Origin of the sequence: Mesorhizobium sp. M1078, from assembly GCF_040318615.1 — a bacterium.
In the GTDB taxonomy this organism is placed as follows: domain Bacteria; phylum Pseudomonadota; class Alphaproteobacteria; order Rhizobiales; family Rhizobiaceae; genus Mesorhizobium.
The window spans coordinates 206,730-232,657 of the sequence record NZ_JAMYMP010000001.1; the positions used below are offsets into that span (position 1 = coordinate 206,730).

Genomic DNA, 25,928 nt, shown 5'->3' on the forward strand with positions numbered 1-25,928 from the left:
TCAAAGCCAGTCCCGGGTCCGTTGCCCCAACAAGCCATATGGAGACGGCAATGACGATCAAGGCTCTGGAAAACGGCGCGGAAAGCTTCGTGACCGCAGGTGGTGTCACCATCACCCGCGAACGCCACGACAAGCCTTACGCCGGTGCGATCGACGCTTATGTCGACGGCTTGAACTCGCGCCGTGGTGCGGTGTTTTCCTCGAATTACGAATATCCGGGCCGCTACACACGCTGGGATACGGCCATCATCGATCCGCCGCTGGTGATTTCCGCGCGTGGCCGCGCCATGCGCATCGAGGCGCTGAACGGCCGTGGCGAAGTGCTGCTGCCGGTGATCGGCAAGACGCTGGCCGGCATTACCGAGGTGACGATTGCTGAAACCTCGAAAAAGCTGATCCGCCTCGATGTCGCCAAGCCCGGCCGCGTCTTCACCGAGGAAGAGCGCAGCCGCGTCCCCTCTGTGTTTACTGTGCTGCGCGCCATCACCGCTTTGTTCAAGACCGATGAAGACGCCAATCTCGGCCTTTACGGCGCCTTCGGTTACGACCTCGCCTTCCAGTTCGATCCAGTCGACTACAAGCTCGAGCGCAAACAGAGCCAGCGCGATCTCGTGCTGTTCCTGCCTGACGAGATCCTGGTCGTCGACCATTATTCGACCAAGGCCTGGACCGACCGCTACGACTATTCCGGCGACGGTTTTTCAACCGAGGGGCTGCCGCGCGACGAAATCGCCGAACCGTTCAAGACCGCCGACCGCATCCCGCCGCGCGGCGACCATGAGCCTGGCGAATACGCCAATCTGGTGCGCAAGGCGATGGATAGTTTCAAGCGCGGCGACCTGTTCGAGGTCGTGCCCGGGCAGATGTTCTACGAACGCTGCGAGACGCAGCCTTCCGAAATCTCGCGCAAGCTGAAGTCGATCAACCCGTCGCCCTATTCCTTCTTCATCAATCTCGGCGAAAACGAGTATCTGATCGGCGCCTCGCCCGAAATGTTCGTGCGCGTCAACGGCCGCCGCGTAGAGACCTGCCCGATCTCCGGCACCATCAAGCGCGGCGACGACGCCATTTCCGACAGCGAGCAGATCCTGAAGCTGCTCAATTCCAAGAAGGATGAATCCGAGCTGACCATGTGCTCGGACGTCGACCGCAACGACAAGTCAAGGGTCTGCGATCCGGGCTCGGTGCGCGTCATCGGCCGCCGCCAGATCGAGATGTATTCACGCCTGATCCACACCGTCGATCACATCGAAGGGCGCCTGCGCGAAGGCATGGATGCCTTCGACGCCTTCCTGTCGCATGCCTGGGCGGTCACCGTCACCGGCGCGCCGAAACTGTGGGCGATGCGCTTCATCGAGCAGAACGAAAAGAGCCCGCGTGCCTGGTATGGCGGCGCCATCGGCATGGTCAATTTCAACGGCGACATGAACACCGGCCTGACACTGCGCACCATCCGCATCAAGGACGGCATTGCCGAGGTGCGAGCCGGCGCCACATTGCTCTTCGACAGCATCCCCGAGGAAGAAGAAGCCGAAACCGAACTGAAGGCATCCGCCATGCTCTCCGCCATTCGCGACGCCAAATTGGGCAATACCGCAGGCGCCGAACGCACCACCGCGCGCGTCGGCGACGGCGTCAACATCCTGCTCGTCGACCACGAGGACTCCTTTGTCCACACACTGGCCAACTATTTCCGCCAGACCGGTGCCAATGTCTCGACCGTGCGTTCGCCGGTGCCGGAAGAAGTCTTCGAACGGCTGAAGCCCGATCTCGTCGTGCTGTCGCCCGGACCGGGCACGCCGAAGGATTTCGACTGCGCCGCGACCATCAAGAACGCCCGCGCCCGCGACCTGCCGATCTTCGGTGTCTGCCTTGGCCTGCAGGCGCTGGCGGAGGCCTATGGCGGCGAACTCAGGCAGATGCACGTGCCGATGCACGGCAAGCCGTCGCGCATCCGCGTCTCCAAGCCTGGAATCATCTTCTCCGGCCTGCCCAAGGAACTGACCGTCGGCCGCTACCACTCGATCTTCGCCGATCCGGTGCGGCTGCCCGACGATTTCATCGTCACCGCCGAGACCGAGGACGGCATCATCATGGCCTTCGAACACCGCAAGGAGCCGATCGCCGCCGTCCAGTTCCATCCGGAATCGATCATGACGCTCGGCCACAATGCCGGCATGCGCATCATCGAAAACATCGTTGCGCATCTGCCGCGCAAGGCCAAGGAAAAGGCCGCTTAGAAACGATGGCGGCAACGGACAACATGGCGGCGATCGCAGCGAAGGCAGCGGCCAGGCAAAGGATCGCCAGCCTTGCCTTCTGGTCGATTGTCATCGCCTGCGTGGTGCTCGCGCTCAAGCTTGCCGCATGGTACGTCACCGGCTCCGTTGCGCTCTATTCGGATGCGCTGGAGTCGATCGTCAACGTCATAGCCTCGGCCGCCGCCTATTGGGCGGTCCTGGTCAGCTACAAGCCGGCCGACCAGGACCATCCGTTCGGCCACCACAAGGCCGAGTATTTTTCGGCGGTGCTGGAAGGCGTGCTGATCGTGCTCGCCGCGCTTTTGATCCTCAACGAGGTCTGGCGCTCCTGGCAGACGCCGACCCCGCTCGAACAACCCTGGGAGGGCTTGGCGATCAACGGCGTCGCCACCGTCATCAACGCCTTCTGGGCCTGGACGCTGATCCGCGCCGGGCGCAGCGCAAAATCACCGGCGCTGGTCGCCGACGGCCGGCACATCATGACCGATGTCGTGACCTCGGTCGGCGTCTTCGGCGGCCTCGTCGGCGCTATCCTGACCGGTTGGCAGATCCTTGATCCGGCGCTTGCCGTCATCGTCGCGCTCAACATCCTGTGGCAGGGCTGGCACGTCATCGGCTCGTCGATGAACGGGCTGATGGACCGCGCAGTGGACACGACCGAACACATGCACATTCGCGACATCATCTCGGCCAATTGCAAGGGCGCGCTGGAGGTTCATGACCTCAAGACCCGCATCGCCGGCCGCGCCACCTTCATCGAGTTCCACCTGGTCGTCAACGCCGACATGACGGTCGGCGCCAGCCACGTCATTTGCGACCGTATCGAGGACGCGCTGAAGGCCGAAATCCCCTCGGTGCGCGTCACCATCCATGTCGAACCGGACGACGAGGCGAAGCTGCCGAAAGGCACGACGGCGGTGCCGTTCGCGTGAGGAAAAACTCAGGGCATCATCCTCGGGCGAGGATCTGCCGACCTCGCCGGATCGATTGCGCCATTACCGCCATGTGGGGTAGCCCGCCAATGGCTACATCCAGGCGTTGATTGCCTCCAAATCGGGCAGCGCCTGCTGCTCAAGGGCGCGCCAGCTCGGCCTCGGCAAAAGCGTAGTCAGGCGAACCGTCTAAGTTCGTCAATCCAACTCGGCAAGCGAAGTCCGATCCAAGGTAGCACCCGCTTGCGATCGGCTCATCATGTGTCGGTCGAGATGTCATCCCATTCCTGCCCCATATACCCAATCAGCCAATTGAGCGCGTAATGACGTTCGACAACCACGTCTCGTTCCAATCCTGCCGGCACGGCTTTCCCATTCACCCGCGCATCCATCACAGCCCAATTGTACCGATAGATCAGATCGGCAGCATCGAGAAGCTCGCTTTGCGGGCGCAAATTGGCCCGCTTGAGCAGCCCTTCCGTGTCGAGGTCACGCAACACCGAAACCATACGCGACACATCGCAAGGCTTGTCTGGACGCCCAAGGTTTTTGAAGACTTGCAACGCCCACAACATCACGAAAGCCCCTTCATAGCGCCAGCTAAAATTTGCGCGATCTTGCTCGGTTGCAACGGGGTTACCGACAAACGCTTGCTCTTTGGGCGTAAAAAACCCTTCGGCTCCAAACTGGCTGATCAAGTTGCTTAAAAGATTTCGATCATTGGTCTCCGCTGTGACGGCCACGATCACCAGTGCGATGGCGCGTTTAACCACCTCGTCCTTCGTTCGTCGCCGACTTTCGGCTTCGGTTTCGATCGTCGGCAAATGGTCGATGAACGGCACGCCCTCCTTCTTCAACTGTGCTGTTGAGGCCGCCTTGCGAGCCTCAGCCTCGCCTTCAGCGTTGGCGGAACCGATGAAAGCCAAGGAAGTCAGAAAACCAAGAAAGCTGCGACGCATCATATTCATTTCCAAATGGCTGCTAAAGTGACTAAGGCGCACACGCCGACTGCGGCATGGCCTCCAACCGGTAAACCTTGTCGTCCGACTTCGTCTTGCCATCCGCCGTCTTCGAGCACAAATCGACGATCGCCAGGCTGCTGTTGGGATTGGCGAGCATCATGGTGCCGTTGGCGCCGCGCTTGAGGAAGATTTCCTTTTGCGCGATATCGCAGGAAAAATTGCTCATCTTCGAACTGGCCGCGCAGCGCCATTGATCCGCTTCACCCTGGCAGGAATAGGTCTGCGTGACCTTCGTCCCGTTCTTCCTGGTGGTCACCGAAACGGCGACATCGGAGCCGTCGGGCCAGTTGGCGACATCGCCTGAGGCAAAGGAGGCGAGTTCGACCGGCCCGCGGAAGACCCGGATCGATTGCGTCACCTGGTCGGGATGCGAGGAGAGATGCGCGGCATCGTAGTCTCGCCCGAAACAGAAAGGCTGGTCCGGCTTCAGTCGCTCGCGCAAGGGAGCCCCAAGCGCCGGATCGATCGGGTCGATCTTGGCGAATTCAGCCTGGCAGGTTGCGGCCGGCATCGGGTCGAGGCGGAAATTGTTGTCCTCCGAGCCCAGAGCCTGCCGGTCATATTCGGCTTCGCCCAGTTCGTCTTCCGATCCGGCGTCGAGATAGAGATCGGACGAGACATCGGTAAGGATCAGGCGGCCTTTGTCATCGAGCTTCAGCGACGCCATGGTGCGGTCGCAGTCCATGCCGCAGCGGACCGGACCTGACTTGCCGTCCTCGGACTCGTGATTGCACCAGCCGCCGGCCCATTGCGGCGCCTTGGCGCCGCGCACCGTGGTGGTGAGAAAACCGTTGTAGGAGGTGTCGGCGTTTGCCATCGGCTCTTCGTTCGGATGGCTCACCGGATCATGGCCATAGAGGAAGAAGATCCGCGCCACCTTCTGCTTTGGATGCGCCTTGAGGTGCGCCGCATCATAGACGCGGCCGAAACACGCATCGGCGCCATTCGGGCTGAGTTCGGGTAATTTAAGCGCATCGCCGGCAAGGGCCGAACTTGCAAGCGCGCCGAGCAGCACGCAGCCAAATCCAGCGCTGGCAACAACCTTCCACTTCCTGAACGCCATGTGACCCCTCCTCGCATCGACAGGACGTAACGTCAATTTATGCTAGTATCATGGCCGCAGCCATGCAATTTGCGGTGAGCGCAAGCCGAGAGGATGCCATGCGTCGACGCGACATGTTCCGGGCCAGCCTTGCCGGCGCCGCCGGCCTGTTCGGGCTGAGCCGGGCGGCCGCCGCTGAAGACAGACCGAAGGTCGCCTATCACCTCAGCGACCTCGATAAGGTCAACTTCGTGCTCGGCAACATCAACAACCACTATGAAGGCACCGGCGGCAATGTCGACATCGTGCTGGTCGTGCATGGTCCGGCCCTTGCCGGCTTCAAGTCGAAAGGCATATCGGCGGCGATCTCGGGACGCTTTGCCGGCCTCGTCCAGCAGGGCCTTGAGCCGCATGCCTGCGGCAACACCATGCAAGGCATGGAGATCACGCTTGCCGACCTGCTCGAGGGCTTCCACGCCGCCGACAAGGGCGGTGTCGTCAAGCTCGCCGAACTGCAGCGCCAGGGCTACGCCTATCTCCGGCCCTGAGCCGCCGCGGGCTTGAACGTGAAGGCCATGAGAGCCTACGAAGGGCGGCCAAACATCCCGAAGGAAAGTGCTCATGACCGCGACCACCCTCGTCATCCCCGATCTTGCCGGCAAGGCGGTGCTGGTCACCGGCGCTTCGACCGGCATCGGTGCCGCCCTTGCACTGGCCTACGCCGGCCAGAAATGCCGGGTCGCCCTGCACTACAATTCGAGCCGGGAGGCCGCAGAAACGCTGGCCAAAAACATCCGCGACAGCGGCGGTGAGGTGTTCCTGACACAGGGCGACTTCTCACAGGCAGCCGATGTCGAGCGTGTCGTCGAGGAGAGCGCCGAAACATTCGGGCGGCTCGACGGGCTGATCAACAATGCCGGCGGCATGCTCGGCCGCGTGCCCTATGCGGAGCAGACCGAGGCGCACTACGACGCGGTGATGGACCTCAATGCCCGCTCGGTGCTGACGGCCTCGCGCAAGGCGATGCCATGGCTGAAGAAGCAGGGCGGCTTCATCGTCAACACCTCGTCGATCGCGGCGCGCAATGGCGCTGGCGGCGGCGCCGGGCTGTACGGTTCGGCCAAGGCCTTTGTCTCCAATGTGACGCGCGGCATGGCCAAGGAACTGATCGGCTTCGGCATCCGCGTCAACGCGGTGGCGCCGGGCACCATCGCGACACCCTTCCATGAGCGCTATTCCACCGACGAGCAGATGAAGGGCATGGTCGCCACCATTCCTCAAGGGCGTGCCGGCACGGCCGAAGACTGCGTCGGCGCCTATCTCTTCCTGTCCTCCGATCTCCTGAGTGGTTACATCACCGGCCAGGTGATCGAGGTGAACGGTGGCCAGTTGATGCCGTGAGCCGGCAATTGCATACTGCGTCTCGCAACCATGCATGTCGTGCGCACGTTTGCTGAGGTTGGAAGAAAGGGGAGAGGCAATGTACGGATTGATCGGAAAGATGCGGGCGGCGCGCGGCCAGCGCGACGCGATCATGGATGTGCTGCTAGCCTCGACCGGCGCCATGCCGGGTTGCCTGAGTTATGTCATCGCCCGCGACCCGGCCGATGCCGACGCGATCTGGGTGACCGAAGTGTGGACCGACGCCGCAAGCCACAAGGCTTCGCTGCAGCTGCCGGAGGCCCAGGCAGCGATCGCCAAGGCCCGGCCGATCATCGCCGGCTTCGAATTCCAGGTCGAGACCCATCCGGCCGGCGGTTTCGGCCTGCCCGCCATCAAGAACGAGTGACATCCCAACGCGGGGTCGGGGTCGTGAATTTCGTCCGAGACAGCGTTCGCATTTTTCTCTTCCAGGTCTAAGACCCAAACATGGACTCTTCGCCAGACCAACCGGCCGTCGAACGCATGGCGCGCATGCGTCCGGTTCGGCAGTGGCTGGTGCTGCTGATCGTCTCGCTGCTGTTCGCCGGCGCGCTGGAATACGCCGCACTGCCGGCGGCGCTGCTGATCGGCCCGATGCTGGCGGCGATCCTTGCCGGCACCAATGGCGCCACGGTGCGCGTGCCGCGGCCGCTGTTCGCCGCCGCCCAGGCCTTGGTCGGCTGTCTGGTCGCGGCGTCGATCTCCACCGACATTTTTTCGGTGTTCTACAAGGAATGGCCGCTGGTCCTTGTCGTGGTGCTGGCGACCCTTGCGGCGTCCAGCCTGCTTGGCTGGTTGATCAGCCGCTGGCGCATCCTGCCCGGCACCACCGCGGTCTGGGGCTCGTCGCCGGGTGCTGCCACTGCCATGGTGCTGATGGCCGGTGCCTTCGGCGCCGATCAGCGCCTCGTCGCCTTCATGCAGTATCTGCGCGTCATCTTCGTCTCGATGACGGCAGCACTCGTCGCCAAGATGTGGGTCGACACTTCGGGCATCGAGGTACCAGCCATCGTCTGGTTCCCGCCGATCGAACCGGCAGCCTTTGCCGCCACGCTCGGCGTGGCGCTGGTCGGCGGCCTGCTCGGCCGGTTGTGCCGGCTGCCGTCACCCTTCTTCCTCGGCACCTTCATCATCGGCACCATCGTCCATCTCGGCTTCGGCGTGGCGATGCAATTGCCGCCATGGCTGCTGGCGCTCTCCTATGCGATGGTCGGCTGGTCGATAGGGCTGAATTTTACCCGGGCGATCCTGCGTCATGCGACACGGGCGCTGCCGCAGATCGTCGGCTCTATCGTCGTGCTGATCGCCTTTTGCGGCGGGCTAGCCTGGCTGATCAGCCACGTCCTTGGTATCGATCCGCTGACCGCCTATCTCGCGACCAGCCCCGGCGGCATGGACAGCGTCGCCATCATTGCCGCCGCCGCGCAGAACGTCGACATATCCTTCGTCATGGCCTTGCAGTCGACCCGCTTCCTGGTCGTGCTCATCGCCGGGCCGAGCATAGCGCGGCTGGTGGCGAGAGCCGTCAGGGACTGAGATTCAAATATCCAGGGAAGAGGAAAAGTGCCCATGAAACGTCGTGTGAATGCCGTCGATCTCTCAGGCCGGGTCGCCGTGGTGACCGGCGGCGCGCAAGGCATCGGCCTTGCTGTCGCCCGGCGACTGCTGTCATCGGGCGCCAGCGTCGCCATCTGGGATGTGGACGAGACCGCCATGGCGAAGGCCGTTTCCGAACTCACCCCGCTCGGCCGGGTCGAGGGTTTGCTGTGCGATCAATCGCTGATGGAGGCCGTCGACAGCGCCGCGACCGAAACCGAGCGCTCGCTTGGTCCGGTCGATCTGCTGGTAAACAATGCCGGCATCGCCGGACCGGCAGCGACGGTGGCGGATTATGATCCTGCCGCCTGGCGCCAGATAATCGACATCGACCTCAACGGCGTCTTCTACTGCTGCAAGCGCCTGGTGCCCGGCATGATCGCGCGCAGCTACGGCCGCATCGTCAACATCGCCTCGGTCGCAGGCAAGGAAGGCAATCCGAATGCCGCCGCCTATTCCGCCGCCAAGGCCGGCGTGCTCGCGCTGACAAAATCGCTCGGTAAGGAGTTGGCTGGCCACGACATCGCCGTCAATGCGCTGACCCCATCGCCCGCCCGCACCCGCATCCTCGAACAGCTCACTGAGGCCCAGGTCGCCTACATGCTGGGCAAGGTGCCGCGAGGCCGGTTCGTCGAAGTCGAAGAGGCGGCTGCGATGATCGCCTTCATGCTATCGGACGAAAATTCCTTCACCACCGGCGCAACGTTCGATCTCTCCGGCGGCCGCGCCACCTACTGAGAAGCGCCGCTGTTCCTTGCTGTCGCCGTCGCTGTCGGCCGCGAAGGACTAATTCAAGAGCCGCTCAGCGTCGCGGCAAGCCGGTCGGGAAGAAAGTCGACGAAGGCGCGAACCTTTGGCGACAAATGGCGATTGGACGGCCAAAGCAACCGGAACTGGCCGCGGCCGTCGACATGGTCGTCCAGCACCGTGCGCAGCAGGCCGTCACGCAGCGCCTCGCGGACCAGGAAATCGGGCATCGAGCTGATGCCGAGCCCGGCCATCGTGGCGCCCTTCAGCGCCTCCGTGTTGTTGCAGGTCAGCATCGAGCGGACCTGCGGCTCGGCGCTGCCGCCGATGAACGGCCAGCCTTGCAGCTTGCCGCTGTTGGGAAAGCGGAAGCGGATGCCGTAATGGTTCACGAGATCGTCCGGGCGGCTCGGGTTGCCGTGCTGCTCGATATAGGAGGGTGCCGCACACAACAGCAGCCGGAAGGGTGCAAGCGGCCGCGCCACCAGGCGCGAATCCGGCAGGTCGCCGCTGCGGATCGCGATGTCGACGCCTTCGTCGATGAGGTCGACGATGCGGTCGTTAAAGTCGATGTCGAGTTCGATTTCGGGATAGCGCGCCATGAACTCGGACAGCACCGGGAACAGCAAATGATAGGTCACGATCGGCGTCGAAACGCGCAGCCGCCCATGCGGTGTTTCGCGGCTCCGCGACAGCATCGCCTCGGCATCGTCGATGTCGTCGAGGATGCGCCGCACCCGCTCGTTGAACAGCTTGCCCTCTTCGGTCAGGCCGATGCGGCGCGTGCTGCGCTGAAGCAACCTTACGCCGAGATCCTGCTCGAGCCTGGCGACGCTCTTGCCGACGGCCGATGCCGAGATGCCGAGCGTGCGGCCCGCAGCGATGAAGCTGCCGAACTCAGCCGTGCGGGCAAAGGCCAGGAGCCCATTGAGGCGTTCCATCGCATCTCTCCATTCGAGCGTTTCAGTCCGGTATATCTGGAGATTTAACACTATTTTTCTCGAAGTGTCGCGAGCCTATCTTCCCGTTGCGACCGGCGCAGCAAGCTTGCGCAGGCCGGCGGATCCTGGTTCAGATAGGAAATCCATGACCTCGAAGACCACAAACGGCGCGGTCGCGCCATGGCTTGTCCTGTTGTCGGTATGCCTTGCCGCCATGACAATGCCCTTGACCTTCACCGGCCCGGCCGTCGCGCTTTCCCGCATTGCGGCCGACCTCGGCGGCAGCCCGATCGCGCTCAACTGGGTGACCAACGCCTTCATGCTGACCTTCGCCGCCACCTTGATGGCATCAGGCGCGCTGGCCGACAATCATGGCCGCAAGCGGCTCTTCCTTGTTGGCCTCGCCACCTATGTGCTGGCATCGCTGGGATCGATGTTCGCCCCTGATATCGTCTGGTTCGATGTGCTCAGGGCTGCGCAAGGGCTCGGCAGTGCCGGCGCCTTTGCCGGCGGCGCCTCCGCTCTTGCCCAGGAATTCGATGGGCCATTGCGGCTGCGCGCCTTCTCCTTCCTCGGCACCAGTTTCGGCATCGGCCTCGCTTTTGGGCCGATCGCGTCGGGCCTGCTCATAGATGCTTTCGGCTGGCGATCGATCTTCGTCTTGGTGGCAGTGCTCGCGATTGCAGCCGCTTTGCTCGGCCTGCGCACCATCAGGGAATCGCGCGATCCGGATGCGACCGGCCTCGACTGGGCGGGAGCCGGCACCTTTACGATCGCGCTGGCATCGCTGACCTACGGGGTGCTGCAAGCGCCGCAGAGCGGCTGGACCGATCCCCTGGTGATCGCGCTTCTCGTGGCGGCCGCCCTTTGCTTTGCCGCTTTCGTCGTCGTCGAGCGGCGCGTGCGCCGGCCGATGCTCGATCTCTCGCTGTTCCGCTTTCCCCGCTTCGTCGGCGTCCAGTTCCTGGCGGCCGCTCCCGCCTATGGCTTCGTCGTCCTGCTGGTGCTGTTGCCGATCCGCTTCATCGGCATCGAGGGGATGAGCGAGATCAAGGCGGGGCAGTTGATGATCTGCCTGTCGGGACCGCTGTTGATCCTGCCACTGCTCGCCGGCCAGGTAGCGCGCTGGATCGCTCCGGCAACGATCTGCGGTGTCGGCCTGCTTGTGGCCGCCGGCGGCCTTGTCTGGCTGAGCCTGACACCGCCTGTCGTCGCAGCGCTGGTGGCGCCGCTGATCCTCATCGGCATCGGCATCGCCCTGCCCTGGGGGCTGATGGACGGACTTGCGGTCGGCGTCGTGCCGAAAGAGCGTGCCGGCATGGCGGTCGGCATCTTCAACACCGCCCGCGTCGCTTGCGAAGGCGTGGCGCTGGCGATCGTCATGGCAGTCCTGTCGGGTTTCACGGCAGCCCAACTGGCGGCTCAGGGAACGGCATCTTCCCTGGATGCAACCGCCGCCGCGCAACTGCTGGTGACCGGCAACATCGGCGAAGCGGCAGCCCACTTGCCGGGTGCCGGAGCCACGGTCCTGGTCCAGGCCTATGAGATCGCGTTCGACAGGCTGCTGATCGTGCTGGCGGCAATCACCATCGTCACCGCCCTTGTCGTCTTTCTCGGCTTGCGCCGTGGATCGGCGGTGGAACACGAGACCATTGCTCTGCCGGTTTGCCAGGAAGGGTAGCTGAGCCGCGTCAGGAGATGACGAGGCTCGCTATGCGGTGGCCGTCCAGCACGAAGGTCATGTCACCCTCGCCGTTGAAGCCATTGCCTTTCACGGCAATGCGGACGCGGTAGCTGCCCTCGACCTCGGCGATGCGGACAATGCGAAGATTGGACTTCACGCCGATATTGTCCGACTGGTTCCAGCGCGCGATCTGCTGGCGGCCTTGGAAGGACCGCCCCCAGTCGGTCAGGACGCGTCGGCTGTGAACGTGTGGAGAACGGCTTCGCTATCACCCGCATTGGTGGCCTCGATAAAGCGGCGGATAGGTTCGGGTGTGGCCATCAATCGAGCCGGTGCATCAGATCGTCATCCAGCCAGCGGCCGAAGAAATAGACCAGCTGCTTGTGCCACCATGGCCAGTCATGACTGACATCGCCGCCCCAATAGTCGACCCAGGCGGGAATGGATTTGTCGCGCAGGATCTGTTCCAGCCTGCGCGTCTCGACCAGCATCCGCTCTTCCCAGGCGCCCTGCCCGCAGCAGAAGATCATCCTCAGCGCCTTCAGCCGGGCAAGCAGTTTTGGGTCTACGATGCCGGGCAGATAGTCGAGCGGCGAATTGTAGAAAATGTCGCCTTCCAGCACCTTGCCGAAGAAGTCGCCCGCCGAATAGACGCCCGACAGCGCGATGACGCCGCTGGCGAGTTCGGGAAAGCGAAAGACGAAGTTCGAGGAATGATAACCGCCCATCGAACAGCCGGTGAACAGCGGCTTTAATTTGCGCCCGCCATTGGCTTGCTCAGCGGTCGCCAGAAACTCCGGCAGCGCCTCCTCGCGCACATATCGGAAATAAGCCTCGTGGCGACCGATACGGTGGGCGGCGCCGGCATGCTTGTTGAAGAACGATTCCGAATCGACGCCGTCGACCGCAAACAGCTGGATGCGGCCGGTATCGATGAATTCGGCCAGCGCTCCAACCCCGCCGGAATCCTCGAACTGGTAGAACCGCCCCTGCGACGTCGGGAACACCACCACCGGCCGGCCGGCATGGCCGTAGCGCTTGTATTCCATGTCGCGGCCGAGATTGCCGGAGAAACCCTTGTGATAAGAGATGTCCATCGCGTCTAAGCCTTTTCCGCGTGGATGTAGGCGACAGCCGCGCGCAGTGCTGCTTCGTCCTTCGAGCGCATCTGGTAGGCGTAATTTCCCATGGCGCGGCTGAAAACCTTTTCTATCGGCTGATGATGGACGATCTTGTCGCGATGCGCGGCTAGCACGTCCTCATGGCTGTGCAAATAGTGGAGGTGCTGCTTGCGGCTGGCATAAGCGGTGAAATACTTGCCCTCATAAGGACCACCGGCGGCATCCTTCACCACCATGTCCGCCCAGGCCGCGTAGACGTCGATGTCGAACGTGTAGTTGATCGCATCGGTCATCCAGGCGCCGGGCGGCCGCATGTTGACCTCAAGCGCGATGACGCGGTCGTCCTTGGTTTCGAACAGCTCGATGTGGAAGAAGCGCTCGCGCACGTCGAACGCCTTGAGGATTTTGCGGCCGGCCTCTTCGATCGCCGGTCGGACCTTGGGAAAGCAGGTGTAGCTCATGTGGCGATCCTTGTTGACCACTTCCATGATGCTCTGGTCGTAGCGGTGGCTGGCCGCCAGCACCACCTCGCCGTCACGGTTGACCAGCCCATCGAAGGTCACCACCAGCCCCTCGATGAATTGCTCCATGACGAAGGTCACGTCCTCGGGCTTGTCTCTGAAGAACTGGTCAAGCTCCCTGGCGTTGGAAATCTTGAAGGTGTTCGAGGCGCCGGACCCGGAATCGGGCTTCACCACCACGGGATAGCCGACGCGGCGGATGAAGGTCATGGCGCCGGCCCGGTCGGAGCATTTGCGCTGGGCGATGGTGTCGACGCCGCTCTTGCGGAAGAATGCACGCATGCGGCTCTTGCGCTTCAAATTCTTCACGAAATCGAGCTTGGTGCCGTAGATGTTGAAGTCGGTGCGGATGTTGGCTTCCAGCTCCAGCCAATGCTCGTTGAGTGACTCGAAGCGCTCGATGCGGCCCCATTTGTGGATGAAATGACCCATGGCCCGGAACACCGGATCGTAGTCCTCCATGTCGGCGATGCGGTAATATTCCGACAGGGCCACCTTCAGCTTCCCGTCCAGCGCCTCATAAGGCGCATCGCCAATGCCCAGCACCGTAGCGCCGGCCCTTTTCAGCCGGTCGCAGAAATCGGCGCCGTTGGCGGGAAAATGCGGCGAGAAGAAAACAAAATTCACGGATGATCCCTCCGACGGCGAAGCATTGCGGCCCCGGCTACACGCAAGTCTGGCGCATTTGCCGCGCATGGGGAAGAGTGCTCGCGAGTGGTGGAATGGCAGCCCACTTGCCTGTCCATGGCGGCTCCTGTATGAACCCCGCCATGAACACGCGCGTCTCCTCCGTCGCTTCCCGTCCGACCGGCTTTGCCGGCGAGACCGTGCGCGCGCTGGCATCGACCCTGCTTCTTCTCGGCCTTATCGGCGATCGCCGGGTTCGCTGAAGGAGCGCCCGGCGGTCGAACCGCCGCTTACGCGCACGCTCCTTGGCCAGTTCAGAAATTGGCAATTCACATCAAGCGAACGAAAATCTGATAAGGCGCTGCTCGCCCTGGAATCCGTCCGAAGACCGATCCGCGAGCCGCCGGGAGAACAAGACGATGAACGCACGAGAAGACATCCGCGCCGGCGAAGCCGAAAGCGTAAAACGCGCGGCCGGCCACATGCCGGGCGCGGCCCGAAAATACCAGCCCTACCCGACGGTCGGTCTCACCGACCGCACCTGGCCCAACAAGGTCATCGACAAGGCACCGGTCTGGTGCTCGGTCGATTTGCGCGACGGCAACCAGGCGCTGATCGATCCGATGGGTCATGAGCGCAAGGCGCGCATGTTCGCCCTGCTGCTCGACATGGGTTTCAAGGAGATCGAGATAGGTTTCCCCTCGGCCTCGCAGACCGATTTCGATTTCGCCCGCTGGTGCATCGAGGAAGGCAATGTGCCGGCTGATGTTTCGCTACAGGTGCTGGTGCAGTGCCGTCCCGAACTCATCACCCGCACCTTCGAATCTCTGAAGGGCGCCACCAACCCGATCGTGCATTTCTACAATTCGACCAGCGAGTTGCAGCGTCGCGTCGTCTTCGAGAAGGATGTCGGCGGTATCAAGCGCATCGCCACCGACGCGGCCAAGATGATCACCGACATGGCGGCCAAGGCCGGCGGCGGTTATCGCTTCGAATATTCGCCCGAAAGCTTTACCGGCACCGAGCTCGAAGTCGCGCTGGAGATATGCAACGCCGTCACCGAGATCGTGAAGCCGACAGCCGACAACAGACTGATCATCAACCTGCCGTCGACGGTCGAGATGTCGACGCCCAACATCTATGCCGACCGGATCGAATGGATGTGCCGCAACCTGGACGACCGCGAGAACCTGCTGATCTCGCTGCACCCCCACAACGATCGCGGCACCGGCATCGCCACCACCGAGCTCGGCCTGATGGCGGGTGCGGACCGCGTCGAAGGCACGCTGTTCGGCAATGGCGAGCGCACCGGAAATGTCGACATCGTGACGCTGGCGCTCAACATGTACACGCAAGGCGTCGATCCCCATCTGGATTGCTCCGACATCAACCGGATGAAGGACGTCTACGAATATTCCAACCAGCTGAAGATCTCCGAGCGCCATCCCTATGTCGGCGAACTCGTCTACACCGCCTTTTCCGGCTCGCACCAGGACGCCATCAACAAGGGCATGAAGGCCTTGAAGAAGGCCAACACGCCGGTCTGGGAAGTGCCCTATCTGCCGATCGATCCGGCAGATGTCGGACGCAGCTACGAGGCGATCATCCGCATCAACTCGCAGTCGGGCAAAGGCGGCATCGCCTATGTACTGCAGGCCGATTACGGCCTCAATCTGCCGCGCAACCTGCAGATCGAGTTCAGCCAGGAGATCCAGGCGATCACCGACGCCGAAGGCAAGGAAGTGCCGGCAAAACGCATCCATGACCGCTTTATTGAAACCTATGTCGACCAGCCCGGCGCACGACTGAAGTTCCTCGACCATCACACCTATCCCGATACCGAGAAAAAGGGCCGGCGCGTGGTCGAGGCGGTGATCCTCGACAACGGCAAGGAGACGACAATCGCCGGCTCCGGCACCGGCCCGATCGACGGCTTCGTCGATGCGCTGTCGCGTCATGTTGGCGTCGACATGTCGGTGCTTGATTATTCCGAACATTCGCTCCAGCGCGGCTCGAACGCCTCGGCGATTTCCTATGTCGAGATGGAATATCCCGGCGGCAAGCTGTTCGGCGCCGGCATCAACACCAACATCGTCGCCGCCTCGCTGGAAGCCGTTGTTTCGGCCGCCAACCGGATAATCGGCCGCAAGGCCGGCTAATATTTTCCCGGGCGCCGAATGTCCGCGGCGCCCGGAAATCCCCCATTTGCCGAGGGAAATTCCGGTTTTTTGGTGTCAACCACCGGCAACTATCCGGTGTGTTACGCGATCGCATAACATAAGCATGCTTGTATGGAAGTGCAGGCTCTATATGATTGCGCCTCAACCTGTGCCGAGTTCGAGAGGATCGACACTTGCAGCATGCCACGCCTGCCGCCCCCGCAGTGCGCGAGACACTGGAGCGACTGCTCGCCAGCGAAACGTTCGGCCGTTCCGAGCGCGCGCGCAAGTTGCTGCGTTATCTTGTTGAGCGCGAGCAGGCCGGCGAAGCCGACAGGCTCAAGGGTTTCTCCATCGCCATGGACGTCTTCGGCAAGGACGGCGATTTCGATTCGTCGACCGACGCCGTTGTCCGGGTGCAGGCAGGCCGGCTGCGCGAACTTCTCCAGCATTATTTCGCCAATGAAGGCATAGCCGAACCGGTTCGCATTGCCATTCCGCGCGGCGGCTACGTGCCGTCCTATGAGCTCAACGCCATACGCCTGCCGGTTGGGCAGGAGCCGCTTGCGGCGGCGGTAGCCGCCTTGCCCGGATCGCCCGACCAGGCGGCTCTTGACGCCGTTCCCGCTGCCGCGACAGCTTCGGGGGTTACAGAACCTGGGCCTTCGCTGGCGCGCCATCTCCAGTTCTTCTGGGTCGCCATGACGCTGGTCATTCTCATGCTGGGCGTGCTCATCCTGCGCCAGGGCAGCGGCGCATTGCTTGCCAGCAGCGATCCTACCGCGGTGGTCGAGACCGCGGGCGTAACGAGCAGCATCGCATCGCCGTCGATGGAGGCCCTGCCCCTCGTCTTCATCGCCGTGAAGGCCACCGGACCCGAGGCCGGCCGCGTCGCCGCTTCGCTGCGCGCCGGCCTTGCCGGTTTCGACACGATCGACTTCATCGGCCGCGACGCCGACAGCAAGCGCGATCCGAGCACCGACCCGACCAGCTTCGTTTTCGATGTCCTGCCGGGACCAATGGCAGGTGACGTGACGCTCGAACTGCAGAGCGTGGCGACCGGCCGCGTGCTTTTGTCCCGCAGTCTGACGGTCGCCGACAGCGCACCTGGCACCGTCGAGGATCGTATCGCCGCCATCCTCAGCTCGACCATTCCCGCCTCCGGCCCGCTCTACAGCTACATCGAACAGAACGGCATTCAGACCGGGCTGACGAGCTGCCTGATCCTCAACGACAGATACTATCTCGACCAGAGCACCAGGACGCACGAGGCTGCCTATCGCTGCCTGGACAAGCTCGCCGGCCAGGGTGCGAAATCGTCCTTGGTCTATTCGGAACTGGCCTCCCTGACCCTTGAGGCCGCCACCGATCATTACGCCTATCCGCCTGGCGCGACGGTCGATCAGGCAATGTCTTTCGCCCATCGCGCCATCCAGATGGGACCGACCAGCCCTTATGCGCACCGCGCCTATGGCTACCTCAACTCGCGCCTCGGCAACACCGAGGAATCGATCCGCTGGATGCGCAAGGCCTATGAGCTCAACCCCTACGACCTCGGCATGGCTGCCGCTTACGGCTATGGCCTGATCTTTGCCGGCAAATATGCCGAGGGAACACCGATCCTGACCCATGCCGTCGAGACGTTCAGCGGCCATCCGACATGGTGGGATTTTGGGCTTTTCGCCGGACAGTTCATGCTGGGCGACATGAACAAGGCCGCGATAGCCAGCGAGTCGCTGCGCACGACGGCGATGAAATCGCATTATCTGGCGGCGCGGCTGATCGGCGCCAAGGCTGCCGGCCGCGAACAGCTGGCAGCCAAGCTTCTGGATGAGCTGACCACCAAATTCCCGAAATTCGCCGCCGATCCGCGCGCGGCCTTCGCCGAGCGCAAATATCCCGCCGATCTGACCGACCGGCTGGTTGAGGCGCTGCGCGCCGCGGGCCTCGGCAACGCCAGCTAGTCTTTCCGGATCGCGAAAACTTTACTGGCCATCGGTCTGGACTGGGAGCAATCCAGCCTCGATTCGAATTTCCTCTCCAGTCTTGCAATAATCGCACATTTTCATGGTCTCATCCCTCTATGTTGCCGAGCGGGGCGCCGGGCCGAAGACGGTCGTCCTGCTGCATGGCTTCGGTGGTTGCCATGATATCTGGCGCGAGGTGACCGCGTCGCTAGGGCCCGATATCAGGACTTTGGCCTACGATCTTCCGGGACACGGACTGTCTCTCGAATTCCCTGGCAGCGGCCCGGCCAAAACAGCGGCGCGAGCGGTTCTCGCGGATATCGCCGCACGCGGGATAGCAAGGGTGCATGTCGCCGGTCATTCGATGGGCGGTGCGGTCGCCTCCCTGATGGCGCTTGCCGAGCCTGACAGGATAGGCTCGCTGACGCTTCTGGCGCCGGGCGGTGCTGGGTCAGAGATCAACGGACCGCTGTTGCGCCGCTACGCCGCGGCCGCCGACAGACGGGAAATCCGCGCCTGCCTTGCCGCCATGTCGGGACCGCGAAGCCCGCCGCCCGAACGCATCGTTGGCGTCCTGGCGGACCTACGCCGTCGCCCCGGCCAGTTGCGCAAGCTGATTGAGATATCGGCCGTCATGACCAGGAACGAGCGGCAGGGGGTCATACCCGGCGAACAGCTGGACACCCTCGACATGCCGGTGATGGTGGTTTGGGGAACGGACGATCCGGTGCTGCCCTTTACCCAGGCTGATTGTCTGCCGGCGCATTTTCATATTCATCACGTGCTCGATGCCGGCCATATGCTGGTCGAGGAAGTGCCTGATGTGGTCGCCCAGGCCGTGCGCCGAAACATGGCACGCCGCGGCAGGCGCCTGCGTCCGACATTCGAGGCCGCGGCGAGCTAACTTACTTGCGCCCCGCATCTCGCCAGTGCATTTTGCCGCCGCCTGTGTTAACTCGCAATTAACCATATCAGCGAGGCGACGCCGATGAAGGACACTGGCGAAAACATCACCCCCATCGACACCTCCCGCAAACTGTCCGACGCCGTTCGCGATGTGAAAAATGCCTTAGCCGATCGCGACGATGTCGTGGTCGACATGCGCGAGGCGCACCGGATGCGGCTTGATCTGCTCGCCGCCGAGCTCGCCCCGGTCTTTGCCGACGTGCCCGCCGACATGGACAATTTCGACTTCGTCGTCTCCTCCGGCCTGCAGCCCCGCCTGTGGATCGACGCCGTCAGCCATGTCGCCATGGGGCGCGACCGCCGCACCTACCGCTTTCTCAGGGATACCCGCATCGGCCGCGTCGTGCTCGCCGAATCGACCGATATGAAACCGGTCGCCGATCAGGTCACGCGCTATGTGGCGGAGCGTATCGTCGAGCGTCAGCGCATGATGGAGGGCGGTGTCGAGCCGGCCGTCGCCGACCTGAAACGCGCCGCCGTGCCGGAAGCTGAGCCGCCCTTGCAAGCAGCCGTGCCCCGCAGGGGCTGGTCGACGTTCCTTTCCGGTCTCGGCTTGGTCGCCGCCGGCGCGCTTGTTGGCCTGGCGGTGGCGGCCGCGCTGTTTTGGGATCGCCTGATGGCGATGAAGATCAGCTTCTGATCAACGATCTGGAGGCCTCGGTGTCTGCGCGCCGAGTTCAATGACCTGCAGGTCCGATGGCGGCAAGGCCGGCCCGGTCAGGCCGCGCCGCGTCAGGCGAATCAGCCAATTGCCCTTCTCCCCGTCAATATCGAGCAGATTGTACTGTGCCGCCGGGTTCTTGCTGCCTGGCGACTGCCCGGCGGCGGCGACGCCGACGACCGGAATCCTGGCGCCGCGCCCGCCGATGAAGAACAGCGACGGCAGATGCGAATGGCCGTGCAGCACGAGTTCGGCGCCATGCCTATGAACGGTCTTGTGGAAGCGGGAGATGCCGAACAGGCGCTTTTGCTGGGCGACGGCGCCGCGCACCGGCGGATGATGGATCATGATCACCCGCAACAGGCCGCGTTTGTTCGTTGCGTCGAGCACTGTCGCCAGCCTTTGCGCCTGACCTTCGAGGAAGAAGCCGTTGGCCATGAACGGCGCCGTGGCGCGCGCCGTCGAAACGCCGATCAGCGCGACATTGCCGCGTACGCGCAGATAGGGAAAAGCGTTGCGGTCGATCGGCGCAGTCACGCCGTCGCCGCTCATCCACGCCGCCCAGGAGCGGCAGACCTTGTCGAAGGCGCCCGGCACATAGGCGTCGTGGTTGCCCGGCACCACCGAGACATCCTCCGGCGAACCCAGCGTCTCAAGCCAGTGCTTGGCCATCTCGATCTCGCCGTCGAGCGCCAGATTGACCAGATCGCCGGTAACGGTGAGGTGGTCGGGTGTGCTCGCCTTCATGTCGGCGACGATGGTGTCGATGACGGCATCGTGCATATGGCGGCGGCGGTTGCGCTGCCAGTTGACGTAGCCGACGACGCGCTTGGACGCGAGTTCGCGATAGGTTACACCGGGAAGCGGCCCCAGATGGACATCGGAAATATGCGCGAGCCTGAACATCCTTCCTTCATAGGCGACGCGCTCCCCGCTTTCCACTCACTGTTTCCTGCCCATCCACGGTTTCGCTAGTCATGGCTATATCGGACCCGGAGCAGGCGTTTCGCCAGACCGGCTGGGCAGGCCTCAGGGCAAGGCTGTTCCATCTCTATTTCCTGCTGCGGCGGCCGATGACGCTGGGCGTGCGCGGCCTGATCCACGATCGCGCCTCGAACACTGTCTTCCTCATCCGCCACACCTACGTTCCCGGCTGGCAATTGCCGGGCGGGGGCGTCGAAGTCGGCGAGACGCTCGGTGAGGCGCTGGTGCGCGAACTGGCCGAGGAAGGCAACATCGCGCTGACAGCCCAGCCGGTGCTGAAATCGATGCATTTCAACCGCCGCTCCAGCCGCCGCGACCATGTCGGCCTCTATCTCATCGAAACCTTCAACCAGACCGCGCCGAAACTGCCGGACCACGAGATCGCCGAAGCAGGCTTCTTTCCGCTCGACCGCTTGCCGCATGGCACGACGCCGGCGACGCTGCGGCGGCTTGCCGAGGTTTTTGAAGGCGAGCCGGTATCGCCGTACTGGTAGGCTGTCAATCCGATGCTCACGCCGCCTGCCTGAACCGCGCCCGGTCGTGCGGCGCGCCATAGCCGAGCCCAGGCCCGACCGGCACGATGCGCGTCGGGTTGATGCTCTCGTGGCTGCCGTAATAGTGCATTTTGATGTGGTGCAGGTTCACCGTGCCGGCGATACCGGGCACCTGGTAGAGGTCGCGCAGATAGTTCGAAAGGTTCGGATAGTCGGCGATGCGGCGCAGATTGCATTTGAAATGGCCGACATAGACCGGGTCGAAACGCACCAGCGTGGTGAACAGCCGCCAATCGGCCTCGGTGACACGCTCGCCAGTGAGATAGCGCTGTTTTGACAGTCGGCCCTCCAGCGTGTCGAGCGCCGCGAACAGCTCGCCGAACGCCTCTTCATAGGCCGCTTGCGTGGTGGCAAAGCCGGCGCGGTAGACGCCGTTGTTGACGGCGGGAAAGACCAGCGCATTGACCTTGTCGATCTCGCCGCGCAGGCCTGGCGGATAGGAATCGAGAGCGGCATCGCCCCACTCGTCGAAGGCCGAATTGAGCATGCGGATGATTTCGGCGGATTCGTTGGAGACGATGGTCTCTTCCTTCTTGTCCCACAGCACCGGCACCGAAACCCGGCCCGAATAGGCTGGATCGGCCTTGGTGTAGATCTGATGCAGGAAGTCGAGGCCGTAGAGCGTGTCGCCGGTGGCGCCATCCTCGGCCAAAAACGTCCAGCCCTCAGCACCGAGGAAATGATGCACGACTGAAACCGGGATGATGTCTTCTAGCTTCTTCAGCGCGCGAAAGATCAGCGTGCGGTGCGCCCACGGACAGGCGAGCGAGACATAAAGATGGTAGCGTCCGGGCTCGGCCTTGAAGCCGCGCGTACGACCTTGCGCCGGCGCGCCGTCGCGCGTGATCCAGTCACGCCACTGCGTCTCGGCGCGGATGAACCTGCCGCTGCTATCGACATTGGCCGGACGGTCCTGCCATTTGCCTTCGACCAGCAATCCCATACGAAATCTCCTTGCGTGCCTTGGCCAATGTAGTCGCAAGGCGGCAATGCCGAAGCCGTCATCTGCTGAACAGAGCGTCACTCGTATGAAACGCCGGATGAAAACAGCCGATTGCAGCCGCCGGAAATTGATGCTAGCGGACACTCCGCATGTTCGATCTTGGCTTGATCCGGTTTGACCGACGACGAAAGGGCGCCCGCGCTTAGAAAGCGCTGACTGGCGAACGCTGCCGCTTGCAGCAACCTTTCCTCTTTATCGGACCGCGAAGACCATGAGCCTTGCCGACGTGAAATACCTGCCGGAAACTCCGGCGCATGATCCCGAAATCGAAGCCATCAACGACGAAGCCTTTGGCCCCGGCCGTTTCGTGCTGGCCGCCTACAAGATTCGCGAGACCGGCGGCCACGAGCGCTCGCTATCCTTTGTCGCCATGGATGGCGACATCGTCGTTGCTTCGGTGCGCATGACCCGCATCGCCGCCGGCGCCGGACGCGCGCTGATGCTCGGGCCGCTCGCCGTGCGGCCCGCCTTCAAGAATCTCGGTATCGGCCGCCGGCTCGTGGCGATCGCGCTGGAGGCGGCCGCCAAGGCCGGCGCGCCGGCGGTGATCCTTGTCGGCGACGAGCCTTATTACGGCCCGCTCGGCTTCAGAAAGATCCCCCGCGGCCAGATCTCCATGCCGCGCCCGGTCGACCTCGACCGGCTGCTGTCGCACGAGATCGTGCCCGGTGCCGTGGCGCGGCTCTCCGGCGAGGTCGGCCATGCCAACCTGGCCAGGATCGCCGAGCAGGCACCAGTGATGGCCTGAGCTCCAGGATCGGTCGCGGCAGCGGCCGCGATGGATCCCCATTGGTCAGGTTGCACCATGGCGGCGACCTCCGTAGCATGACCCGGAGCAGCACGGAGCATGCAGCATGAACCCGAACGGCCAGATTGCGATCGTAACCGGCGGCGGCTCCGGCCTCGGCGAGGCAACCGCCCGCGCGCTGGCCGACAAGGGCGCGCGCGTCGCCATTTTCGATATCGGCATCGACCGGGCATCGAAGGTGGCGGGCGACATTGGCGGCGCCGCCATCCAGTGCGATGTGAGCAGCGCCGACAGCGGTGCGGCCGCGGTCGCCGAGGTGGAAAAGAGACTTGGGCCAGCGCGCATCCTGGTCAATTGCGCGGGCATTGCCATCGGCGTGAAGACGATCGGCAAGGATGGTCCACATCCGCTCGACCAGTACCGCAAGGTGATCGAAATCAATTTGATCGGCACCTTCAACATGATCCGCCTCGTCGCCGACCGTGCCGCCAAACTCGAACCGCTGCAGGGCGGCGAGCGCGGCGTCATCGTCAACACCGCGTCGGTGGCCGCTTATGATGGCCAGATCGGCCAGGCCGCCTATGCCGCATCCAAGGGCGGCGTCGTCGGCATGACGCTGCCGGTTGCCCGCGACCTGGCGCGCTCCGGCATTCGCGTCTGCACCATCGCGCCCGGCATCTTCAAGACGCCAATGATGGCCGGCATGCCGCAGGAGGTGCAGGATTCGCTCGGCGCGGCCGTGCCCTTCCCGTCCCGCCTCGGCGAGCCGTCCGAATATGCCGCGCTCGCCCTGCATATCGTCGAAAACCAGATGCTGAACGGCGAAACCATCCGCCTCGATGGGGCAATCCGCATGGCGCCGAAATAGACGGCCATGGCGGCCGGCGCAGTGAAGACCGGTCCGCTGGCCGGCCTGAAAGTCATCGAGATGGCTGGGCTCGGCCCGGTGCCTCTGGCCGGGCTGATGCTGTCGGAGATGGGGGCCGAGGTGCTGCGCATCGAGCGCACCGGTTCGGACCAACCCCTGCTGCCGCTCTCCGATGCGTACAATCTCGACCGTCACGGCCGCTCCATCCTGCACGTCGACCTCAAGCAGGCCAAAGGAACGGAACTGCTGCTGCGCCTTGCCGAAAAGGCCGATCTGTTTGTCGAAGGCTTTCGCCCCGGTGTGATGGAGAGGCTTGGTCTCGGCCCGGGTGCTGCATTGGCGCGCAATCCGGCGCTGATTTACGGCCGCATGACCGGCTTCGGCCAGGACGGGCCGCTCGCAGGTCGCGCCGGCCACGACATCACCTACCTCGCCTATTCCGGTGTGTTGCATGCCACCGGCCGGGAGGAAGGCCGGCCGGTGCCGCCGCTGAATCTGATCGCCGACAATGGCGGCGGCGCCATGATGCTGATCGCCGGGGTGCTTGCAGCGCTGTTCGAGCGCTCGCGCTCCGGCAAAGGCCAGGTGATCGACGCAGCGATGGTCGAGGGCGCTTCGATGCTGGCGGCCCCCATACACGCCTTCATGTCGGCAGGTCTGTGGAGCGACCGGCGCGGCGCCAACCTGCTCGATTCCGGTGCGCCCTTCTACGACACCTATGAGACGGCGGACGCACGCCACGTTGCGGTCGGCTGCCTTGAGCCGCGCTTCTTCGCCGCATTCGCAAGGCTGCTGCCGCTCGGCGAGGATTTTGTCCGCGGCCAATACGACAAGGCGTTGTGGCCGGACATGCGCGCGGCCATTGCCGACCGGTTCCGGCAGAAGACACGCGACGACTGGGACGCGCTGTTTGCCGCAAGCGATGCCTGCGTGGCGCCGGTTCTGTCGCTGGCCGAAGCCAGGGATCATCCGCACAACCGGGCGCGTCACGCATTTGTGAAAGCAGGTGCGCTCGAGCGGCCCGCACCCGCGCCACGCTTCTCGGCCTCGCAGCCGGCGCTTTCCGGCATGCCTGAAGATGACGATCAGCGACCGCAGACCGTGCTGGCGCGCTTCGGCTTTTCGACAGCCGAGATCAAAGCGCTTGTCAAAGCCGGCATGATTGGCCAATAACTGGATTTAGAAAATCAACTTACCTGGTGAGCATTTTGGACCAGCCGAAGAAGGACGTCATTCGCGCGACGGACGCCGAGGCGATCAGGCTGGCCGCAACGCTGATCCGCAGCGCCCGTTTCGGCGCCCTCGCGGTGATCGAGCCGTCGACCGGCGCACCGCTGGCCTCCAGGGTCGGAGTCGCCACCGACATCGATGGCACGCCGCTGATCCTTGTCTCGGCGCTGTCAGCCCATACCGGCGCCATGCTTGCCGAGCCGCGCTGCTCGCTGCTTGTCGGCGAACCCGGCAAGGGCGATCCGCTGGCGCATCCCAGGATAACGCTTGTCTGCCGGGCGCAGCCGCTGGAACGCGGGTCGAGCGCGCATGCCCGCGCCGAGCGGCGCTATCTCAACCGCAATCCCAAGGCAAAGCTCTATGCCGAGCTCGGCGATTTCTCGATCTTTCGCCTCGAGCCGGAGCGCGCCAGCCTGAATGGCGGCTTCGGCAAGGCCTACCTGCTCGACCGTGCCGATCTCATCACCGAGGGGCCGATCGTCGACGAGCTGGCCGCCAGCGAACAGTCCGCTCTCGACCACATGAATGCCGACCATCTCGACGCCATCGCCGTCTATGCCCATCATTTCGCCAGGGTTGAAGGTGATGGTTGGACCATGACCGGCTTCGATGCCGATGGCATGGACCTGGCATCGGGCGACACCGTTTGCAGGGTCAATTTTCCGCAGCCATTGAAGAGCGCGCGCGACCTGCGGCCGGTTCTGGTCGACCTGGCCAAAGCCGGTCGTGCGCCAGCTACGCAAGGATAATCGTCATGAATCAAAAGCACGTCTTGAGATTTGGGCGAAATGATCTACGATTCAGGCGACGCTGAATCAGCAGCGTGATCCATAGCTGAATTATAGCAGCCAACGCTATTTGCCCCCATAGCG

General features: G+C 63.5%; 25 protein-coding genes. 17 read left to right on the forward strand and 8 right to left on the reverse strand.

Annotation, left to right across the window (positions count from 1 at the left end):
- Positions 1 to 50 precede the first annotated feature (50 nt).
- Together NKH38_RS01075 and NKH38_RS01080 are read left to right on the forward strand one after the other, a co-directional pair.
- A complete protein-coding gene (locus NKH38_RS01075) occupies positions 51 to 2,240 on the forward strand; it encodes an anthranilate synthase (RefSeq protein ID WP_352758504.1) in 2,190 nt (729 codons plus the stop codon).
- 5 nt (positions 2,241 to 2,245) lie between these two features.
- Positions 2,246 to 3,193 carry a cation diffusion facilitator family transporter gene (locus tag NKH38_RS01080; protein WP_352758506.1) on the forward strand — a complete coding sequence of 316 codons (948 nt, stop codon included), beginning with the start codon at positions 2,246 to 2,248 and terminating at the stop codon, positions 3,191 to 3,193.
- A gap of 257 nt (positions 3,194 to 3,450) precedes the next feature.
- Here the strand turns inward: NKH38_RS01080 and NKH38_RS01085 are convergent, their stop codons facing one another.
- Both NKH38_RS01085 and NKH38_RS01090 read right to left on the reverse strand, forming a co-directional pair.
- The gene (locus tag NKH38_RS01085) at positions 3,451 to 4,155 is read right to left on the reverse strand and encodes a DUF4272 domain-containing protein (protein WP_023728286.1); all 705 of its coding nucleotides are present in this window, start codon (positions 4,153 to 4,155) and stop codon (positions 3,451 to 3,453) included.
- A gap of 28 nt (positions 4,156 to 4,183) precedes the next feature.
- Positions 4,184 to 5,278, reverse strand: coding sequence for a hypothetical protein (locus NKH38_RS01090; RefSeq protein WP_023728287.1), 1,095 nt, complete (start codon positions 5,276 to 5,278; stop codon positions 4,184 to 4,186).
- 98 nt (positions 5,279 to 5,376) lie between these two features.
- Between NKH38_RS01090 and NKH38_RS01095 the strand changes: the two genes are divergently transcribed.
- From NKH38_RS01095 to NKH38_RS01115, 5 genes are all read left to right on the forward strand, one after another.
- Positions 5,377 to 5,805, forward strand: a complete 429-nt coding sequence (locus NKH38_RS01095; protein ID WP_023669972.1) for a DsrE family protein — start codon at positions 5,377 to 5,379, stop codon at positions 5,803 to 5,805.
- Between the two features lie 73 nt (positions 5,806 to 5,878).
- Complete coding sequence (locus tag NKH38_RS01100; protein WP_023728288.1) at positions 5,879 to 6,658, forward strand: SDR family NAD(P)-dependent oxidoreductase; 780 nt, start codon at positions 5,879 to 5,881, stop codon at positions 6,656 to 6,658.
- A 79-nt stretch (positions 6,659 to 6,737) separates the two neighbouring features.
- Complete coding sequence (locus NKH38_RS01105) at positions 6,738 to 7,046, forward strand: putative quinol monooxygenase (RefSeq protein ID WP_023728289.1); 309 nt, start codon at positions 6,738 to 6,740, stop codon at positions 7,044 to 7,046.
- Positions 7,047 to 7,126: 80 nt separating this feature from the next.
- Positions 7,127 to 8,215 carry an AbrB family transcriptional regulator gene (locus NKH38_RS01110; RefSeq protein ID WP_023711109.1) on the forward strand — a complete coding sequence of 363 codons (1,089 nt, stop codon included), beginning with the start codon at positions 7,127 to 7,129 and terminating at the stop codon, positions 8,213 to 8,215.
- Between the two features lie 45 nt (positions 8,216 to 8,260).
- Positions 8,261 to 9,013, forward strand: a complete 753-nt coding sequence (locus NKH38_RS01115) for an SDR family NAD(P)-dependent oxidoreductase (RefSeq protein WP_023728290.1) — start codon at positions 8,261 to 8,263, stop codon at positions 9,011 to 9,013.
- A 53-nt stretch (positions 9,014 to 9,066) separates the two neighbouring features.
- Here the strand turns inward: NKH38_RS01115 and NKH38_RS01120 are convergent, their stop codons facing one another.
- Positions 9,067 to 9,963, reverse strand: a complete 897-nt coding sequence (locus NKH38_RS01120) for a LysR family transcriptional regulator (protein WP_023669967.1) — start codon at positions 9,961 to 9,963, stop codon at positions 9,067 to 9,069.
- A gap of 145 nt (positions 9,964 to 10,108) precedes the next feature.
- Between NKH38_RS01120 and NKH38_RS01125 the strand changes: the two genes are divergently transcribed.
- Positions 10,109 to 11,644, forward strand: coding sequence for an MFS transporter (locus NKH38_RS01125; RefSeq protein ID WP_352758509.1), 1,536 nt, complete (start codon positions 10,109 to 10,111; stop codon positions 11,642 to 11,644).
- Between the two features lie 10 nt (positions 11,645 to 11,654).
- Here NKH38_RS01125 and NKH38_RS01130 read toward each other — a convergent pair whose 3' ends face one another.
- The 3 genes from NKH38_RS01130 to NKH38_RS01140 all read right to left on the reverse strand — a co-directional run bounded on the left by NKH38_RS01130 (position 11,655) and on the right by NKH38_RS01140 (position 13,916).
- Complete coding sequence (locus tag NKH38_RS01130) at positions 11,655 to 11,804, reverse strand: hypothetical protein (RefSeq protein WP_245275015.1); 150 nt, start codon at positions 11,802 to 11,804, stop codon at positions 11,655 to 11,657.
- Between the two features lie 163 nt (positions 11,805 to 11,967).
- On the reverse strand, positions 11,968 to 12,744 hold the full coding sequence (locus NKH38_RS01135; RefSeq protein WP_352723119.1) for an esterase family protein: 777 nt from the start codon (positions 12,742 to 12,744) through the stop codon (positions 11,968 to 11,970).
- A 5-nt stretch (positions 12,745 to 12,749) separates the two neighbouring features.
- Entirely contained in the window at positions 12,750 to 13,916 is a 1,167-nt protein-coding gene (locus tag NKH38_RS01140) for an ATP-grasp domain-containing protein (protein ID WP_352758512.1), read from the reverse strand.
- Between the two features lie 482 nt (positions 13,917 to 14,398).
- Between NKH38_RS01140 and leuA the strand changes: the two genes are divergently transcribed.
- From leuA to NKH38_RS01160, 4 genes are all read left to right on the forward strand, one after another.
- Positions 14,399 to 16,075: a 2-isopropylmalate synthase gene (gene leuA, locus NKH38_RS01145; protein ID WP_023683640.1), complete on the forward strand. Its 1,677-nt coding sequence runs from the start codon at positions 14,399 to 14,401 to the stop codon at positions 16,073 to 16,075.
- 194 nt (positions 16,076 to 16,269) lie between these two features.
- Entirely contained in the window at positions 16,270 to 18,039 is a 1,770-nt protein-coding gene (locus tag NKH38_RS01150; protein WP_023691633.1) for a tetratricopeptide repeat protein, read from the forward strand.
- Between the two features lie 103 nt (positions 18,040 to 18,142).
- A complete protein-coding gene (locus NKH38_RS01155; RefSeq protein ID WP_352904327.1) occupies positions 18,143 to 18,946 on the forward strand; it encodes an alpha/beta fold hydrolase in 804 nt (267 codons plus the stop codon).
- A gap of 84 nt (positions 18,947 to 19,030) precedes the next feature.
- Positions 19,031 to 19,648, forward strand: a complete 618-nt coding sequence (locus NKH38_RS01160; RefSeq protein ID WP_352758514.1) for a hypothetical protein — start codon at positions 19,031 to 19,033, stop codon at positions 19,646 to 19,648.
- On the opposite strand, the gene NKH38_RS01165 is transcribed toward NKH38_RS01160, so the two are convergent.
- Positions 19,649 to 20,575: a metallophosphoesterase family protein gene (locus NKH38_RS01165; protein ID WP_023683636.1), complete on the reverse strand. Its 927-nt coding sequence runs from the start codon at positions 20,573 to 20,575 to the stop codon at positions 19,649 to 19,651.
- 71 nt (positions 20,576 to 20,646) lie between these two features.
- On the opposite strand from NKH38_RS01165, the gene NKH38_RS01170 reads away from it, so the two are divergent.
- Positions 20,647 to 21,147, forward strand: coding sequence for an NUDIX domain-containing protein (locus NKH38_RS01170; protein ID WP_031195394.1), 501 nt, complete (start codon positions 20,647 to 20,649; stop codon positions 21,145 to 21,147).
- Between the two features lie 16 nt (positions 21,148 to 21,163).
- Here NKH38_RS01170 and NKH38_RS01175 read toward each other — a convergent pair whose 3' ends face one another.
- Entirely contained in the window at positions 21,164 to 22,150 is a 987-nt protein-coding gene (locus tag NKH38_RS01175) for a glutathione S-transferase family protein (protein ID WP_352758516.1), read from the reverse strand.
- Between the two features lie 271 nt (positions 22,151 to 22,421).
- Between NKH38_RS01175 and NKH38_RS01180 the strand changes: the two genes are divergently transcribed.
- The 4 genes from NKH38_RS01180 (at position 22,422) to NKH38_RS01195 (ending at position 25,805) form a co-directional block, all read left to right on the forward strand.
- The gene (locus NKH38_RS01180; protein WP_023691638.1) at positions 22,422 to 22,958 is read left to right on the forward strand and encodes a GNAT family N-acetyltransferase; all 537 of its coding nucleotides are present in this window, start codon (positions 22,422 to 22,424) and stop codon (positions 22,956 to 22,958) included.
- A gap of 106 nt (positions 22,959 to 23,064) precedes the next feature.
- Complete coding sequence (locus NKH38_RS01185; RefSeq protein ID WP_023683632.1) at positions 23,065 to 23,826, forward strand: 3-hydroxyacyl-CoA dehydrogenase; 762 nt, start codon at positions 23,065 to 23,067, stop codon at positions 23,824 to 23,826.
- Between the two features lie 6 nt (positions 23,827 to 23,832).
- Entirely contained in the window at positions 23,833 to 24,999 is a 1,167-nt protein-coding gene (locus NKH38_RS01190) for a CaiB/BaiF CoA transferase family protein (protein WP_352758518.1), read from the forward strand.
- A gap of 35 nt (positions 25,000 to 25,034) precedes the next feature.
- Positions 25,035 to 25,805, forward strand: a complete 771-nt coding sequence (locus NKH38_RS01195; protein WP_352759264.1) for a HugZ family pyridoxamine 5'-phosphate oxidase — start codon at positions 25,035 to 25,037, stop codon at positions 25,803 to 25,805.
- Positions 25,806 to 25,928 lie beyond the last annotated feature (123 nt).

Excerpts from the sequence above, each read along its gene's own strand:
- NKH38_RS01075 (WP_352758504.1), top strand. The coding sequence starts at position 51 with ATGACGATCAAGGCTCTGGAAAACGGCGCGGAAAGCTTCGTGACCGCA.
- NKH38_RS01080 (WP_352758506.1), top strand. The coding sequence starts at position 2,246 with ATGGCGGCAACGGACAACATGGCGGCGATCGCAGCGAAGGCAGCGGCC.
- NKH38_RS01085 (WP_023728286.1), bottom strand. The coding sequence starts at position 4,155 with ATGATGCGTCGCAGCTTTCTTGGTTTTCTGACTTCCTTGGCTTTCATC.
- NKH38_RS01090 (WP_023728287.1), bottom strand. The coding sequence starts at position 5,278 with ATGGCGTTCAGGAAGTGGAAGGTTGTTGCCAGCGCTGGATTTGGCTGC.
- NKH38_RS01095 (WP_023669972.1), top strand. The coding sequence starts at position 5,377 with ATGCGTCGACGCGACATGTTCCGGGCCAGCCTTGCCGGCGCCGCCGGC.
- NKH38_RS01100 (WP_023728288.1), top strand. The coding sequence starts at position 5,879 with ATGACCGCGACCACCCTCGTCATCCCCGATCTTGCCGGCAAGGCGGTG.
- NKH38_RS01105 (WP_023728289.1), top strand. The coding sequence starts at position 6,738 with ATGTACGGATTGATCGGAAAGATGCGGGCGGCGCGCGGCCAGCGCGAC.
- NKH38_RS01110 (WP_023711109.1), top strand. The coding sequence starts at position 7,127 with ATGGACTCTTCGCCAGACCAACCGGCCGTCGAACGCATGGCGCGCATG.
- NKH38_RS01120 (WP_023669967.1), bottom strand. The coding sequence starts at position 9,963 with ATGGAACGCCTCAATGGGCTCCTGGCCTTTGCCCGCACGGCTGAGTTC.
- NKH38_RS01125 (WP_352758509.1), top strand. The coding sequence starts at position 10,109 with ATGACCTCGAAGACCACAAACGGCGCGGTCGCGCCATGGCTTGTCCTG.
- NKH38_RS01135 (WP_352723119.1), bottom strand. The coding sequence starts at position 12,744 with ATGGACATCTCTTATCACAAGGGTTTCTCCGGCAATCTCGGCCGCGAC.
- leuA (WP_023683640.1), top strand. The coding sequence starts at position 14,399 with ATGCCGGGCGCGGCCCGAAAATACCAGCCCTACCCGACGGTCGGTCTC.
- NKH38_RS01155 (WP_352904327.1), top strand. The coding sequence starts at position 18,143 with ATGGTCTCATCCCTCTATGTTGCCGAGCGGGGCGCCGGGCCGAAGACG.
- NKH38_RS01160 (WP_352758514.1), top strand. The coding sequence starts at position 19,031 with ATGAAGGACACTGGCGAAAACATCACCCCCATCGACACCTCCCGCAAA.
- NKH38_RS01165 (WP_023683636.1), bottom strand. The coding sequence starts at position 20,575 with ATGTTCAGGCTCGCGCATATTTCCGATGTCCATCTGGGGCCGCTTCCC.
- NKH38_RS01170 (WP_031195394.1), top strand. The coding sequence starts at position 20,647 with ATGGCTATATCGGACCCGGAGCAGGCGTTTCGCCAGACCGGCTGGGCA.
- NKH38_RS01175 (WP_352758516.1), bottom strand. The coding sequence starts at position 22,150 with ATGGGATTGCTGGTCGAAGGCAAATGGCAGGACCGTCCGGCCAATGTC.
- NKH38_RS01180 (WP_023691638.1), top strand. The coding sequence starts at position 22,422 with ATGAGCCTTGCCGACGTGAAATACCTGCCGGAAACTCCGGCGCATGAT.
- NKH38_RS01185 (WP_023683632.1), top strand. The coding sequence starts at position 23,065 with ATGAACCCGAACGGCCAGATTGCGATCGTAACCGGCGGCGGCTCCGGC.
- NKH38_RS01190 (WP_352758518.1), top strand. The coding sequence starts at position 23,833 with ATGGCGGCCGGCGCAGTGAAGACCGGTCCGCTGGCCGGCCTGAAAGTC.